We start from the raw sequence: 16,101 nt of genomic DNA, 5'->3' as shown, positions 1-16,101 counted from the left end.
TTCTTTAAAAAACTTTCTATAAAAGTATATAAAGGTAGTAACATTAATGTATATTAAGTATCATTTTCATGTCTTTGAAGCCTCTCTGGACTTACATTTAAAGACTTACGATTTTTTATTTAAACTGTTATTAGTTTAATCCTAAAACTATAATTAGTCAACGGTCATATGACTATTTTTTTATTTATCTTTATAAGTTTATGACTTATGTCTAGACTTTAATTAAAAGTTTCTCAACTCAAATATTGAACTATATGATTTATCAAACTATATTAAGCATCTCTTTTTCTAATATCATCTAATAAATCTTCAAATTCTTGTGGTAATTTAGCTGTTTTTTCAATATATTCATGAGTTACTGGATGTTCAAAACCAATGACTCCTGCGTGTAAAGCTTGTCCATCAATATCTAATGTTTTCTTAGGACCATATTTAGGGTCCCCAACTAATGGGAATCCAATATATTTCATATGTACACGGATTTGGTGAGTACGACCTGTTTCTAACTCGCACTCAATTAATGTGTAGTCTTTAAAATGTTCTAATACATTGAAATGTGTTACTGCTTCTTTTCCATCATCTACGACAGCCATAGCTTGGCGGTCTTTTTTATTACGTCCAATAGGTGCGTCTACAGTTCCATAATCATGTGGAATATTGCCATGTACTAATGCGACATATTTACGTTTAACTGATTTCGCCATTAATTGCTCAACTAAGCCTCGATGCGCAATATCATTTTTAGCAACCATTAACAATCCTGAAGTATCCATATCAATTCTGTGAACGATGCCTGGGCGTATTTCACCATTAATACCTGATAAATCTTTAATTTGATACATCAATCCATTGACTAAAGTACCTGTATAATGACCAGGTGATGGATGAACAACCATACCTTTAGGTTTATATACAATAGCTACATCGTTATCTTCATAAAAAATATCAAGATTTAAATTTTCTGGCGTGATATCCGCTTCTACGACCTCTTGTTCTGTTACGATAATATGATCGTTTTGTTTAACTTTATAGTTTGGTTTTACCACTTTATCATTTACTTTTACTAAATCTTCTTTGATCCAATCTTGAATCTGACTACGTGACCAATCGCTATTCAATTCAGGTAATACTTTATCTAATCTTTGACCTACATAATTATTATCTGAAATTTGATATTCATATGTTTCCATTACCTTACCTCCTATTCTTTATTTGTTGTATCTTTAAGTAAAGCTATAATTATTAAAATTACACCAATTGTTAAACTTGAATCGGCAATATTAAATATTGGAAAATCATATCCAAAAATATTTGTGTCGATAAAATCAACAACTTCTCCATTAAACAAACGATCTATAAAATTCCCTAAAGCGCCTGCGAACAACAAACTAACAGCTAATTGCATAAATAAATTGTACTTAGCTTCTTTAATAAAGAATAATACGAGTATGATTAATATAATTACTGTAATGATATAAAAGAAAAACATTTTTCCACTTAAAATACCCCAAGCAGCACCATTATTTCTATGGGATGTTATATTTAAAAAATTTGGTATTACTTCGTAGGAATCCCCTATTTTCATTGAACTAGCAATTATCCATTTTGTTATTTGGTCAATGACTAAAATAAAAATGACTACGAATAATGAAATACCAGTATAATATTTCTTTTTCATTCATGTGCCTCCATTCAAAACCATTCATCACTTTTTTACAACATCTTTTATTATATCTTAATCAAGTATATAAAAACAGGATAGCCTAAAAATAAATACGATGTACATAATGAAATAATTTTATTTGCTAATCGGCATTATTATGAGTATCGATATGTTGTTCTTAATTATGCTTTTTCATTATTTTTAGGATGTATATACTGATATTGATCTACATCAAAACTTGGAATTGTTCTATCTGTAATTTCATAAGCTTTTTTAAAATTCATCTCAGAAATTTGAAGTGATCCATCTTGATTTATTTTTTCAATATATGCTACGTGCCCATATTTTCCTTTAGTTGTTTGTAATATCGACCCTTTTTTAGGTTGATGATTGACTTTGTAATCATCTTTTTCAGCATTTTTAGCCCATTCTTTTGCATCAGACCATGTGTTCTCAATTTGATGGTGATCTTCTTTGACTTTATCAAAAACATAATACGTACATTGACCTTTTTGATAAGTATTATATTTCATTGGATTGATTTCTAATAAATGATTTTTGGGCTCTGTCATATCTTGATTATTTAATCCATCTATTATTGCAGCTATCGTAATACATATAGTCACTATAAACATTAAAGTTATACTTTTTTTCACTGAATCACTCTTCTTTTATATAATTAAACCTAAAATATATGCCATCCGGCCCTTTAACATTCAAATGGGTCGTTTCTGGATAATGAAAATCTACAAGTGCTAAGCCATAAGAATGAGAATTATCAACGCGTTTAGTTCCGGATATCCATTGATTTATAGCTAAATGATGGTGGTAATGTTGAGATGATAAAAAGAATGAATAGTCATCCATATATGCTGATTCTTCTAAACCAAAATAATTTAAATAATAATCTTTGACTTCAGATATACGTACCGTCTTTAAATGTAACGTACCAATTTTAGCCTCATCTGGAATGCCTTGCCACTTTTCGTCTGAAACTTCATTTAATAAACGTGGGACGTTAATTGGCACAATATTAAGCAATGCTTTATCATCCTCATAATGCCATGACTCAAAATCTTGATCGACATAAAATTTCAAACCGTTGCCTTCAGGATCTTCAATAAACAAAGACGTTGAAACACTTTGTTCTCCACCGTTAACAGGTATTTCATAATCGCTCAATTGTACTAATAAATCAGCTAAATCAGATAGCGTTGGCAACATGATTCCTAAATTAAATAACCCAGCTTCTGACATTAATGGTTCTCGTCCATTAGTAATTTCATTTAACGTAATGAATGTATTTGACATTCCTACTTCATATTGAATGCTCGTCATCGTTTCGTTAACAATATTTAACCCTAATATTTCTTCATAAAAAGGTTTAAGTTCATCTTTATCTCTTACATTTATAGTTATTCCATTTACAAAATTTGCATTCTTATTATGAAACATACATACTACCTCTTTCATAAAGCTTATCTATAAATTTAACTCATTATTGAAATTATTATCAGTAACATCCATATTTTTAATATTATGCTAAAAATTTATACTAAAAGCAACTTAATTGCTAAAAATATTGCTTGAAAGAGCATAATGAGAACATGACATTTCAATTAAACTTACACTAATTCATTCCAATTTTAATGACTATCTAAATTTTCATTAGCTAATATATGAACGTAAAAATAATAAAGTAACCTTTATCAATATTTCAAATTTAAAAATATAAAATAAAAGCTGTTAGCAATGTCAATTGACACTGCTAACAGCTTTAAATCAATGATCTAATATTAATTTAATGTTTTTACGACTTCTTGACAACGTGGGCATAAGTGATCTAGTTCTCCTACTGATCCTAATTGATCACTGTAGTTCCAGCATCTTTCACATTTTTCACCTTCAGCATGTTCAATACGGATATCACCATATTGATAAGCTTGACCATTGTCAACGTGGTCAACTACTTCTGCTTGAGAAGTAATAAATAATTGTTGTAATTCATTAAATTGTTGTAAGAATTCTGAAGCATTGAAATCACTATTACTACCGATAGTCACTTTAGCTTCTAATGATTTACCAATGACTTTTTCATTACGAGCTGCTTCTAATGCACGGTTGACGTCATCACGTAATTTCATAAATGTATTCCATTTATCTAATAATTGTTGGTCTACTTCTTCAACTTTTGGCATATCAGCTAAATGTACACTTTCTTCTTTAACATGTGGCGTATGTGACCAAACTTCTTCTGCAGTATGCACTAAGATTGGTGCAAGTAATTTAGTCATATCAACTAAGATTTGATATAACACTGTTTGCATACTACGACGTTTATGTGATGAACGTTCTTCAATATAAAGAATATCTTTACCATAATCTAAGTAGAAATTACTTAATTCTACATTGATAAAGTTTTGTACTTCTTGATAAATATTAAGGTAATCAAAGTTTTCATAGTTTTTGATAGTACTAGCAGTGAATTCACGTAAACGATGTAATAAATAACGATCGACTTCTAATAAATCCGCTTCAGCAATACCATCTGTTTCTGGATTGAAATCATTCACATTACCTAACATAAATCTTAATGTATTTCTGATTTTACGATATACATCTGACGTTTGTTTTAAAATTTCATCTGAAATACGCACATCAGCTAAATAGTCTGTACTACTTACCCATAAACGTGCAATATCAGCACCTTTTTGTTTTACAACTTGATCCGGTACAATCACGTTGCCTAATGATTTACTCATTTTCTTACCTTCTCCATCCATGACGAAACCATGAGATAATAAGAATTTGTATGGTGATTGACCTTTTGTTGCCACTGCAGTTGTAATTGATGAGTTAAACCAACCACGATATTGGTCACTACCTTCAAAGTATAAATCTGCTGGGAAACTTAATTCAGGGCGTGTTTCAAGTACACCTCTATGAGATGATCCTGAATCGAACCATACGTCCATAATATCTTCTTCTTTAGTAAATTCGCCATTAGGACTTACTGGATGAGTGAATCCTTCAGGTAATAAATCTTTAGCTTCACGTTCGAACCAAATATTTGAACCATGTTGTTCGAATAAATCTGCAACATGATTAACTGTTTCTTTAGTCATGATGATGTCGCCATTTTCAGCATAGAATACTGGTAGTGGAACACCCCATACACGTTGACGAGAAATAACCCATTCTCCTCGATCACGAATCATATTGTAAATACGAGTTTTGCCCCAATCTACTTTAAAATCAGTATTATCAATCGCATCTAGAATATCTTGTCTTACTTTATTAATAGAAGCAAACCATTGTGGTGTCGCACGGAAAATAACTGGTTTTTTAGTTCTCCAATCATGTGGGTAACTATGAGTAATGAAGCTTAGTTTTAATAAAGCATCTTTTTCTGTTAATAAATCAGTAACAGCTTTATTCGCTTTGTCATAGAACATACCTTCAAATGGTCCGCCTTCTTCAGTGAACACACCTTTATCATTTAGTGGACTAATAACAGGTAAATCATATTTTTGACCAACGATATAGTCATCTTCCCCGTGTCCAGGAGCAGTATGAACACAACCTGTACCAGCATCAGTAGTGACGTGGTCTCCGTTAATAACTAATGAAGTTCTGTCTAAGAATGGATGTTGTGCTTCAACATATTCTAATTCCTTACCTGTAAATTCTTTTTCAAGTTGGATTGAATCTGTATCCCATTCTAATGCTTCTGCAACTGTTTCTGCTAGAGCTTGTGCAATAATGTATTTTTTACCGTTAACATTATATTGTCCATATTTTAATTCTGGATGAACTGTAATCGCTACATTTGAAGGGATTGTCCATGGTGTAGTTGTCCAGATAATAAATTGTGCGTCAGGATCAACGACACCTTTGTCATCTTTAACATTAAACGCTACATAGATTGAAGCAGAACGTTTATCATGGTATTCAATTTCAGCTTCAGCTAATGAAGATTCACTTGATGGTGACCAATATACTGGTTTTTTACCTTTGTAAATTAAACCTTTGTCAGCCATTTCACCAAATAATCGAATTTGTGCTGCCTCATATTCAGGGTTTAATGTGATATACGGATTATCAAAATCACCACGTACACCTAATCGTTTGAAATCATTTTTTTGAATTTCAACTTGTTTTAAAGCAAACTCTTTACATTTTTCTCTAAATTCAGCAGTAGTCATTTTTTTACGATCTACGCCTTTTTTAGTTAATGCTTGTTCAATTGGTAAACCATGTGTATCCCAACCAGGAACATACGGGGCATAAAAGCCTTGCATCGTTTTGTATCTAACGATGAAATCTTTAATAATTTTATTTAAAGCATGACCCATATGTAAGCTACCATTAGCATAAGGTGGGCCATCATGTAAAATGTAAGATTGGTTTCCTTTATTTTTATCTAATGCTTTTTGGTATTGATTGTCTGCATCCCATTGTTCTTGAATTTTTGGCTCTTTATTAGGTAAGCCACCACGCATTGGAAATTCTGTTTTTGGCATTAATAACGTATCTTTATAATTCATTTACTTTCATTCCTCCTAATTATAAAAAAGAACTCTAAGTTCAATTAACAGGGACGGTTATACCGCGGTACCACCCTGATTAACTCAACTTAGAGTTCTCTCTTGAATATATTTATTTGAAACAAATCAGTGATATAAGAAACATGCTTATATTAGGCTCCCACCATTTCCTAATTCGCTGTGATAAGTGTTTTGTTTCTTACGCGTCTGATTTTTTATTTTTGATTTGGTGATTCTGATTGAGTCACTGAATCACTTTGAGATGTTGAAACCGTACTTTCTGAAGATTCAGTTGTTTGAGACTGACTTTGAGCATTTTGTTTCATTGCTTTTTCTTCTTCAGTTAAATCATTTTCATTTAAATGGTGAATGTCTTCTAAAGTGACTTGTTCAGCATCTAAATCATAATTTAATAAATAATCCCAATCGTCATTCTTAAGTAAGTCTAATTGAGCTTCAACTAACATACGGAAACGAGATCTAAATACTTTAGATTGACGTTTCATATCTTCAGTTTGGAAAGCTAAACGACGTGCTTTTTCTACCGCATCGTTTACAATTTGATCAGCTTGCGCTTGAGCTTTGGCAATTGTTGCTTCTGCATCTTTATTCGCTGCTAATTTAGTTTCTTCACCAGCTTTTTGTGCTTGTACTAATGCGTCAGTTACAGATTGATGAACATCTTGATATGACTTAATATTAGTATCTCTTTCTTCAATAACTTTTTCAAGTTGTTTTTTATCTTCTTTTAATCTTTCTATTTCAGAGCTTAATTGTTCTAAATAGTTTGCAACTTCAGTAGGTTCTAGACCATTTTTCACACGAGTAAACTCTTTGCTTTTAATTTCACTTGGTGTAAAAGGCATTTTATGTCCTCCTTAATTTTACACTATTTGAATAATGTATTATAGGTAATGTGTATTTTATCTTTTTTAGTTCTTCCACCTATATCGGTCATTTGTGCTCTACCGAAACCTTGGATGGAAAGTAAATCATTCATTTCTAATTGAAAATCAGGTGAATCAATGATTGTGTGATTCACTTTTACTCTTTTTTTCTCGATGAGTTGTTTCGCAATCGATCTTGATTTGTGAATCATTTCTTTAAGTACAACATCAAGTCTTAGTGCACTCACCGTTGAACTATGAATCTTCCAATTCTCTTCTGATTGTATCATATCTTTCAAAGGAATAGAATTAAGTTTAATTGTAGCACCTTTGATTTTAGTGAATTCTAACATAATAAATGATTCTAAAGCTTTTGTCAAAACAAATTGAATACGTTCTCCAACCATAATATCTCCAAGTTGATTTCTATCTATTCCTAAAGACATCAATGTCCCTAATACATGTTGGTGTTGTATTGTAACAAACTTTTGTGGATAGTCTATTTCAATTAAAGTTAAATCAAAATCACTTTCATTTGGTTCGTAATAAGAAGGTGTGATCAGTGCACGTTGTCGTTCAGCTTGAGGTCCCCCATTAAAATGAACAACCAAATCTTCATAACTACCAACAATAACTTCCAATATATACTGACCTCTAGGATCTAAAAAGTTCGTTAATACTGGCGCATAATGTCGTTCAGCTTGTTGGCATTTATCGATTAATAAATCAATGGTTGCTTGTTCTTCTTTTCTAAAATGCTGATAAATATCGATGTTTGACACCTCCTTATTTTTAAGTAGTTTAGCCAGTTCAGTCACATTATTTTACAAAGTTAACAATAAAACGAGGCAAACTGGCATACTTCCAGTTACCTCGTTATTCAACAACATCTATATTATTTACTATCTTTTAAGTATTTACTCTTATCCAGCTAAGTGAACTAAAATCATGTTGAAAATAGTCACTAATCCTCGTTGGAATAATACTAAAACAATGATAGCAACAATAGATGATATATCAATAATTCCAATTGGTGGAATTATTTTTCTAAATGGTTCCAAAAATGGTTCGTAAATCTTCCCGAGTATTTCACCAAACTTAGATTCTCGAATATTTGGCACCCAAGAAGTAAAGAAATAAACAATCATTCCATAATAATAGATTTGAACAATCCAAATTATAATTCGGAATATTGTATTAAGTAATCCAATATCCATATGTTATCTCCTTATTCGTAATGTTGCTCCATATTCTCAATATGGTCTGTAATGCTACCAGCAACTTCAACATTGTCTGGAGTACATAGGAAAATATCTGTACCGACACGTTGGATATCGCCACCAATTGCATATACTGTACCACTCAAGAAATCAATAATACGTTTAGCAGAGACTTTATCAATGCGTTGTAAATTAACTAAAGTAGCACGACGATTTTTTAATTCATCTGCAATATCTTGAGTGTCTGAGAATACACGTGGTTCAAATAAACACATTTTTGAACTTTCTTGAGTAGCAACATTTGTTTGTGCATTATTATTCATCGTTACAACATTTCTTGAGTTTGATTTAGAATTATTAGTCATACGATAATTCCTTTCTTCAGAAGTTGAATTATATCTAGTTGAACTTTTTTGTGGCACTGATTTAATAGCACTTGTTTTTGACGTAGCCGGTTCTTGTGCTACCTCTCTTTGTGATTCAACTTCACGTTCTTGTTTACGATCACGTTCTTGTTCGCGTTCTTCTGGTACTTCCACTTCTTCTTCATCTTCAACTACAAAAAAACCATTAAATAAATCTTTTAAAGCCACGGGGCTCACTCCTCTTCTCCTACAAGTTTAGTCCCAATTCTTACAAACGTAGCACCTTCTTCTATAGCAATGAGGTAATCGTTACTCATACCCATAGATAATTCAGTACACGGTGCATATTCTAAATTGAGTTTCTGTATTTCGTCTCTTTTTATTCGTAATTTTCTAAATAATGACTGTATGTATTCAACATCATCTGTAAATGGTGCCATAGTCATTAATCCGACTATTTTTATATTCTCATATTGTTTAAGGTCTTCGATAAATGAATTAACATCGTCTAAATCAATACCATGTTTAGAAGATTCTCCAGAAACATTCACTTGCAAGAAACAAGAAATAGTATGATTGGCACGTTTGTTAATTTCTTTAGCTAAACTCATTCTATCTAAAGCGTGGAAGTAATCAACTTCATTGATGACATCTTTAACCTTTCTAGATTGCAAAGATCCGATAAAATGAAACACTGCATCACTAGGTAGTGCTTCTTTCTTTTCTTTAAATCCTTCAAGTCTATTCTCACCAAAGTGACGAAGTCCAGCTTGATAAGCTTCTTTAGCTCGCTCTATTGTAACATACTTTGTCACTGCAATCACGCTAGGCTGTGTTGAAATGTTACTTTTTTCTCTTTGCTGATTTATTTCATCGTTAATTTTTGCCAAATTTTCTTCGACTTTACGCATTAATCTTCACCTTGCTTTCTTCCGATGAAGGCTAACATTCTACCAGTTTGCCCTTTCTCTACTCTATAGGAAAAGAAATAATCTAAGTTTTCTGATGTAGCATAATCTGTAATATAAATATTATCTTTTGGTACACCCACACTTTGTAATAATAAAGCATTGGCTTTTTTTAAATCGATACCATGTCTGTCTTCATCTCGTGTTTCTATATATTGTGTTGTTTCAATATCTAATGTTTCAAATTTAGATTTAATATCATCATTAATTTCATACGAATTTGAAGTTGCAGGACCTATCACAACTTGTAAATCATTTAAGTCAAAATCGATTTGTCGAACCATTTCTTTTACAATTTCACCATATGTACCTCTCCAACCTGCATGAGCTAAACCAACATAATGATTTTTCTCACTATAAAAATATACTGGTACACAATCTGCATAACACATCGTTAATAAAATATTAGGTTCATATGTATACAGACCATCAATGCCATGTAAATCATTAGTGATTGCATCGATATTAGTTCCTTTATCTGCAGCTGTGATTTTGGCTACTTTATTTTCATGAGTTTGTATAGGAAATACCCAATCTCTTCTAGGAAAATGTATCAAATCGGCTAAAATAGCTTGATGCTTTGATATATTATCTTGATCATCGTCAACGTATCTAGCCATATTAAATGCATTTTCAGGATACATACTTAAGCCACCCTCTCTCGTAGTAAATCCAAGGGTAGTATTTGTCTTATTTTCGTCTTTGTATTCTAAAAAATGATCTTGTTTAATAAATTTTTCAGTCAAATGTTTCACAACCTTAAGTATGAATTTTCAATATTTGCTATTAATGATAAAAATGGCTTTCGTAAAGTTATTATATAACATTTTTATTTGTAATTAAATTAAAACTATTTTAATTGTACATGGATTAACATGCTTTTTCTTAAACTTTAGAATCTGGTTATAATCTTAAAAATTCCTATGTAAAAAATTAAAAAGTCATCAGAATTCAATCTGATGACTTAAAATAATATGTTTAGAGAATTAATTAACGTCTAGTTCTTCTTGAACGTCTTTCTTCTCTGTTTCTAATAAAGCTAGGAATATCATCGTCTTTAGTTGTATGAGTTCTTTCGTTCACACTGTCAGAAGATGATGCACTTGAAGCAGAACTGCTTACAGATTCTTCTCTATCTACAGAATGAGATGATGAAGCACTATTTACACTAGAACCGAATCCAGTACTAGAAGCTTTACGTCCTTGAGAAGATGGTTTGTCTTCAAATCCAGTAGCAATAACTGTAACTACAATTTCATCTTGTAATTCTGGGTTAATTACTGTACCGAAAATCATGTTCACGTCTTCATCAGCAGCATCTTGTACGATATCAGCAGCTTCTTGAGCTTCGAATAAAGAAAGTGATTCCCCACCTGTAATGTTCATAAGTACACCTTGTGCACCAACAATAGAAGTTTCTAATAAAGGTGAAGAAATAGCTTTTTTAGCTGCTTCTACCGCTCTATTTTCTCCAGATGATACGCCAATTCCCATTAAGGCAGAACCTTGGTTTGACATAATAGTTTTCACGTCAGCAAAGTCTAAGTTAACTTCACCAGATACAGCGATTAAGTCAGAAATACCTTGTACACCTTGACGTAAAACGTTGTCTGCTTCTTTAAATGCTTCCATCATAGGAGTTGATTTATCAACGATATCTAATAAACGATCATTAGGAATAACGATTAATGTATCTACAGCAGCTTTCATTGATTCAACGCCGGCAGCAGCTTGTGTTTGACGTTTACGACCTTCAAAGCCGAATGGACGAGTAACAACACCAACTGTTAAAGCTCCCATTTCTTTAGCAATTTTTGCTACTACAGGAGCAGCACCAGTACCAGTACCGCCACCCATACCTGCAGTTACGAATACCATATCTGCACCTTGGATTGCATCTTCAATTTGTTCACGTGATTCTTCTGCAGCTTTTTTCCCAATTTCTGGGTTAGCTCCAGCACCTAATCCACGTGTTAATTTTTCACCAATTTGGATTTTTGATTCAGCTTTAGATAAGTTTAAAGCTTGTCCATCCGTATTGATAGCGATAAATTCTACATTATTCATACCGTGGTCAATCATACGGTTTACAGCGTTGTTACCGCCGCCACCTACACCGATGACTTTTAAAGTCGCTAAATGATTAAATCCTTGTTCAAATTCTAACATTTAAATTTCCTCCTAGTTTTAATGGCCAATAATCATTCAAATAAAGATTTCATGAGTTTTTTAAATTTACCTTCTTCTTTGTCTTTATCTTGAGCATTATGATGATCTTGTTCTTGATGAGTTTCGCGGTTGTCATATTCTTCATGAGGTGCTTCAGGTTCTTCCTCATAATCATCTTTTTTATTCGATTTGCGTTTGAACCAATCGAAACCGCTTGATTTAGAGTCAGCATCTTTATCATTTGATTCGATAACTTCCTCTTCAAATTCCTCATTATCTTGATAACTAATTGTAACATAATCTAATAACTCGTCAAAAGTGATACTACTAGAAATCGTAGAAATCGCAGAAGAAAATTCTGGTTTTCTGATACCCATTTGAGATGGTGTATGAATTCTTACTTTTTCACTTACCATATCTTGTAGTAATTCTTTTACACCTAATAAGTTAGCTGATCCGCCAGTAACGACGAAACCACCGTTAACTTTAGTTAATCCTAATTCTTGCAATACATCAAATACTTCGAAGAAAATATCTTCAACTCTTGCTTCAATAAAATCACTTAAATCTTTTTGCGTATATTGAACATTCTCTTCACTATCTATTTGATCCACAGAAAATACATCTTGGCTTGAAGCTGAGTCATAAAAAGCATGACCATATTGATGTTTAATCTTTTCTGCTGTGTCATAAGAAGTGTTTAATCCTTGTGCAACATCGTCAGTAATATCACGACCAGCCATTTCGATTGAATCTGCATCCACTAATTCGCCACGTTCATAGAAGGCAATTTGTGTTAAATCTTCACCGATATCAATAACACATGCACCGAGCTCTTTCTCAGTTGCTGATAAGATTGAGCCATAATTGTATGCATCTGAATATACGTCAAGCACGTCTACACCACATGATTCAACACATTTAATCATATTAATTAAAATTGATTTTTGAATAGCTATAACGCCTGCATCCACTTTAAGTGAATGTCTAGCGATTAATTCTTTTGGATCTGATACTTCATTTTCCTTATCTACAACAAAGCGTATTGGGAAAACGTTAATGACTTCTGTTTCAGGAACATCATTTTTGTCTCTAATACCTTCATGTACAGATTCGATATGTGTTCCATTAATTTCAGTATCTTCATAAAATTCTATTTCATTTGATTCATCATACACTTCAGTTCCTATGATAGGTAATTTTAAGAATACTTCTTTAATATCGACACCTGAAGCGATAGAAGCCTTTTTAATTGTGTCTTTGACAGCTTGTCTTGCTATATCAAAGTCATCAATCAGACCATTTTTAATACCGCTTGTATAGGTTTGTCCTGTACCTATCACATTTATTCCATTGTGAAATTTTTCGCCTACTATTGTTTTAACACTTGATGAACCAATATCTATGCTTACATAGTAATGTTCCTCCATAGATAGGCACCTCCTGACAAGTTACTATTAAAATACACTATGTTTAGTTTACAATACGTTGATAAGCTTGTGAACTATAAACACATACTAATATCAAAATTTTTTAATTATTTTCTTTTGATTCTTTATTAATTTTATTTAACACACTTTGAAGTTCTTCTTTTGCTTCAGTTTCTTTTGCTGATGTTTTAGATACACTTTGTTCAGATTCAGATTGATCACCACTACTATTTTGATAAGGAATAAATGATGCTCCTACCGACAAATCAATATAACCATCTGTTTTAAGGTCGCCTGAATCACTACGAGACAGTGATTCTGACATTTGTGGGTAATATTTCATCTTATCCGCTATAGTCGTAATATCTCCAATGACTTGAATATCATCTTTAGTGAATATTTTAATTCTGTTCTGCTTATTCTTATCTGGTGCATAGTTGACTTCCGCAATTAAATTTCTCACTTTAGGTGACATTTCTGATAACGCTTGGATTATTTTTTCCTTTTTGTCGCCTTTAAAACCATCAATGATTGGACCGTCATGTGAAATATTACCATCATAATCTTTTAATTCTTTCCCGTCTTCTAGCACAGGCACATATTTGTCTTTGTTTTTCGTTAAACCAACAACTTGATATTCTGTTATTTTAACATTTAACGTATTAGGTAATTGCTTGGTAATGCTTACATCTTTAATTAATTTATTTTTCTTTAAATTAGTTTTAGCTTTACCTTTACTAAAAGTATACATGCGTGAAGTAGACTTAACATTGAGTGCTTTGTTAATTTGGCTTTTACTTACATTATGATTCCCCTCAATATTTACGTTGGAGATTTTACTTAATGGTGTAAACATATATAGTAAGAATATCACAATTAACAATACCAATACTGTAATAACGGTGTACTGAATTCTTTTTTGTCTTCGACGCCGTTGTGCTCTTTTCTCTTCTAGAGTTGGTGAACTAAATTGTGTAACTTTCTTATTAGAATCTGTTTGTTCTTCTTGTGCATGTTCTTTTTTCTTTGATGTTGATTTATTTGGTGTAAAAAAACTCAACCAATTTTTCTTTGCATTTTTATTTTTGTGCTTAGTTTTTGAAGTTGTATTATCTTCAATATTATTTGTTTGTTCTTTATCTTGTTGACTATCATCGCTATTAACTTTTTCATCATTATTATAATGATTAATTTGCTCACTTTCGCGATACGAATCTGAGTTATCACTATTACTAACAAAATCTTCTTTATCGTTTAAATGAGTTTTGCGATCATTTAAGATGTCCTCACTATGATGCTGTTCTTCTTCACTCGTATCATCATAGTGATTCGAGTTAGATATGTCGTCTTCAACTTTATCTTTAAACTTTTTTCTTTTACGCGTTCTAAAATCGTTACTTCTACGAAACATGCTTAACTCATCATTTTGTTTGTCATCGGAGTTAGCTGCATTGTTTCTGTTATTGTCATTAGATTTACCGTCCATTTTCTATCACGCCCTTTTAGTATGATGGCAAGTGTGCACGGAAACTTTGAATAAATTTCTCTCCACGTTCTTCGAATGTATTATACTGATCCCAACTTGCACACGCTGGTGAAAGTAACACCACATCATTTGGTTCAATAACGTCTTGAATTTTATCGACGGCATCTTGTACATCTGTAGCCTTGATAACGTATTTACCTTGACTATTTCCTAATTTAGCGAATTTTTCTTGTGTTTCACCAAATACGACCATAATTCTTACATTATTCATATAAGGTACTAATTCATCAAATTCATTACCTCTATCTAACCCGCCACATAACCAAATGATTGGTTGATTAAATGAATTTAATGCAAATTGTGTAGCTAGCGTATTTGTTGCTTTAGAATCGTTATAGTATTTATTAGTTCTATTTGTACCAATATATTGTAATCTATGTTCAATCCCTGAGAATGTTGTAAGACTGTCAACAATCGCTTTAATTGGTACACCAGCTAATATTGTAGCTAAAACAGCTGCTAAAATATTTTCTAAATTATGTTCACCTGGTAAAACTAAATCATCTACGCTAATAATACGAACACCTTTATATTCAATAAAGCCATCTTTAATATATATACCATCCACTTCTTGTTGAGTTGAGAAATATAACGTTTTAGCTTTTAAATTTTCTGATTCAATTAAATGACGTTGATGATAATTACAAATTAAGAAATCATCTTCTGTTTGATTTTTATATATTTGCTTTTTAGCATTTTGATAATTTTCAAGCGTTTCGTGATAATCTAAATGCGCTGAATAAATATTAGTGATAATTGCGATATGTGGTTTATATTGATCAATTCCTAATAATTGGAATGATGATAATTCAGTAATCAAATAATCTTTCGGAGTTACTTCTTGTGCCACTTTCGAAGCAACATAACCAATATTTCCAGACAATCTACCAGTTAATCTACTATTTTTAAACATGTCCCCTATTAATGAAGTGACAGTGGTTTTACCATTTGTACCTGTTACTGCAATAATGGGCGCTTCTGAAATTAGATAACTTAATTCAACTTCAGTTAATATTTTTAAACCTCTTTTTACTGCTTCATCTATAATCGATACAGTGTATGGAATACCGGGGTTCTTAATAACTATAGGGTTATTATCTAATAATGAATTTGGATGGCTTCCACTAATAACCTTAATGCCCATAGCTTCTAAATCTTTAGCATGTGCATCTTGAGATAAATCTTTACCATCATTCACTGTTACATTCGCGCCTAATTTACTTAATAATTTGGCTGCCTCGTAACCACTTTTTGCTAATCCTACAACTAATACATCTTTATTTTCTAATCCTGTGTAATTTAGCAT

The 16,101-nt window shown here is 31.8% G+C and carries 15 protein-coding genes; all 15 read right to left on the bottom strand.

What is annotated here, in order from left to right; all coding sequences use genetic code 11:
• Positions 1–272 precede the first annotated feature (272 nt).
• Positions 273–1,190, bottom strand: coding sequence for an RluA family pseudouridine synthase (locus tag GVY01_RS03490; protein ID WP_017637158.1), 918 nt, complete (start codon positions 1,188–1,190; stop codon positions 273–275).
• An 11-nt stretch (positions 1,191–1,201) separates the two neighbouring features.
• Positions 1,202–1,678: a signal peptidase II gene (gene lspA, locus GVY01_RS03485; protein ID WP_029055477.1), complete on the bottom strand. Its 477-nt coding sequence runs from the start codon at positions 1,676–1,678 to the stop codon at positions 1,202–1,204.
• Positions 1,679–1,845: 167 nt separating this feature from the next.
• Positions 1,846–2,319 (bottom strand): CHAP domain-containing protein, encoded by a 474-nt coding sequence (locus GVY01_RS03480; RefSeq protein WP_017637159.1) that lies wholly within the window; start codon positions 2,317–2,319, stop codon positions 1,846–1,848.
• A gap of 4 nt (positions 2,320–2,323) precedes the next feature.
• Complete coding sequence (locus GVY01_RS03475; RefSeq protein ID WP_017637160.1) at positions 2,324–3,118, bottom strand: VOC family protein; 795 nt, start codon at positions 3,116–3,118, stop codon at positions 2,324–2,326.
• A 341-nt stretch (positions 3,119–3,459) separates the two neighbouring features.
• Positions 3,460–6,210 (bottom strand): isoleucine--tRNA ligase, encoded by a 2,751-nt coding sequence (ileS, locus tag GVY01_RS03470; protein WP_159333643.1) that lies wholly within the window; start codon positions 6,208–6,210, stop codon positions 3,460–3,462.
• Positions 6,211–6,425: 215 nt separating this feature from the next.
• On the bottom strand, positions 6,426–7,076 hold the full coding sequence (locus GVY01_RS03465; RefSeq protein WP_017637162.1) for a DivIVA domain-containing protein: 651 nt from the start codon (positions 7,074–7,076) through the stop codon (positions 6,426–6,428).
• 23 nt (positions 7,077–7,099) lie between these two features.
• Positions 7,100–7,879, bottom strand: a complete 780-nt coding sequence (locus tag GVY01_RS03460) for a YlmH family RNA-binding protein (RefSeq protein WP_017637163.1) — start codon at positions 7,877–7,879, stop codon at positions 7,100–7,102.
• 141 nt (positions 7,880–8,020) lie between these two features.
• Entirely contained in the window at positions 8,021–8,314 is a 294-nt protein-coding gene (locus GVY01_RS03455; protein ID WP_017637164.1) for a YggT family protein, read from the bottom strand.
• A gap of 11 nt (positions 8,315–8,325) precedes the next feature.
• Positions 8,326–8,910, bottom strand: coding sequence for a cell division protein SepF (locus tag GVY01_RS03450; protein ID WP_017637165.1), 585 nt, complete (start codon positions 8,908–8,910; stop codon positions 8,326–8,328).
• A gap of 5 nt (positions 8,911–8,915) precedes the next feature.
• A complete protein-coding gene (locus tag GVY01_RS03445; RefSeq protein ID WP_017637166.1) occupies positions 8,916–9,593 on the bottom strand; it encodes a YggS family pyridoxal phosphate-dependent enzyme in 678 nt (225 codons plus the stop codon).
• A complete protein-coding gene (pgeF, locus tag GVY01_RS03440) occupies positions 9,593–10,396 on the bottom strand; it encodes a peptidoglycan editing factor PgeF (protein ID WP_017637167.1) in 804 nt (267 codons plus the stop codon). The genes GVY01_RS03445 and pgeF overlap by 1 nt, the downstream gene beginning before the upstream one ends.
• Before the next feature lie 244 nt (positions 10,397–10,640).
• Positions 10,641–11,819 carry a cell division protein FtsZ gene (ftsZ, locus tag GVY01_RS03435; RefSeq protein ID WP_017637168.1) on the bottom strand — a complete coding sequence of 393 codons (1,179 nt, stop codon included), beginning with the start codon at positions 11,817–11,819 and terminating at the stop codon, positions 10,641–10,643.
• Positions 11,820–11,851: 32 nt separating this feature from the next.
• Complete coding sequence (gene ftsA / locus GVY01_RS03430) at positions 11,852–13,249, bottom strand: cell division protein FtsA (RefSeq protein WP_017637169.1); 1,398 nt, start codon at positions 13,247–13,249, stop codon at positions 11,852–11,854.
• A 103-nt stretch (positions 13,250–13,352) separates the two neighbouring features.
• Positions 13,353–14,735 carry a cell division protein FtsQ/DivIB gene (locus GVY01_RS03425; RefSeq protein ID WP_017637170.1) on the bottom strand — a complete coding sequence of 461 codons (1,383 nt, stop codon included), beginning with the start codon at positions 14,733–14,735 and terminating at the stop codon, positions 13,353–13,355.
• A 16-nt stretch (positions 14,736–14,751) separates the two neighbouring features.
• Complete coding sequence (gene murD / locus GVY01_RS03420) at positions 14,752–16,101, bottom strand: UDP-N-acetylmuramoyl-L-alanine--D-glutamate ligase (protein WP_017637171.1); 1,350 nt, start codon at positions 16,099–16,101, stop codon at positions 14,752–14,754.

Source organism: Staphylococcus sp. 8AQ (genome assembly GCF_902506595.1).
Classification (GTDB): Bacteria; Bacillota; Bacilli; order Staphylococcales; family Staphylococcaceae; genus Staphylococcus; species Staphylococcus pasteuri.
The sequence above is the reverse complement of the archived record's forward strand: the minus strand, read 5'-3'. Positions and strand labels throughout refer to the sequence as shown.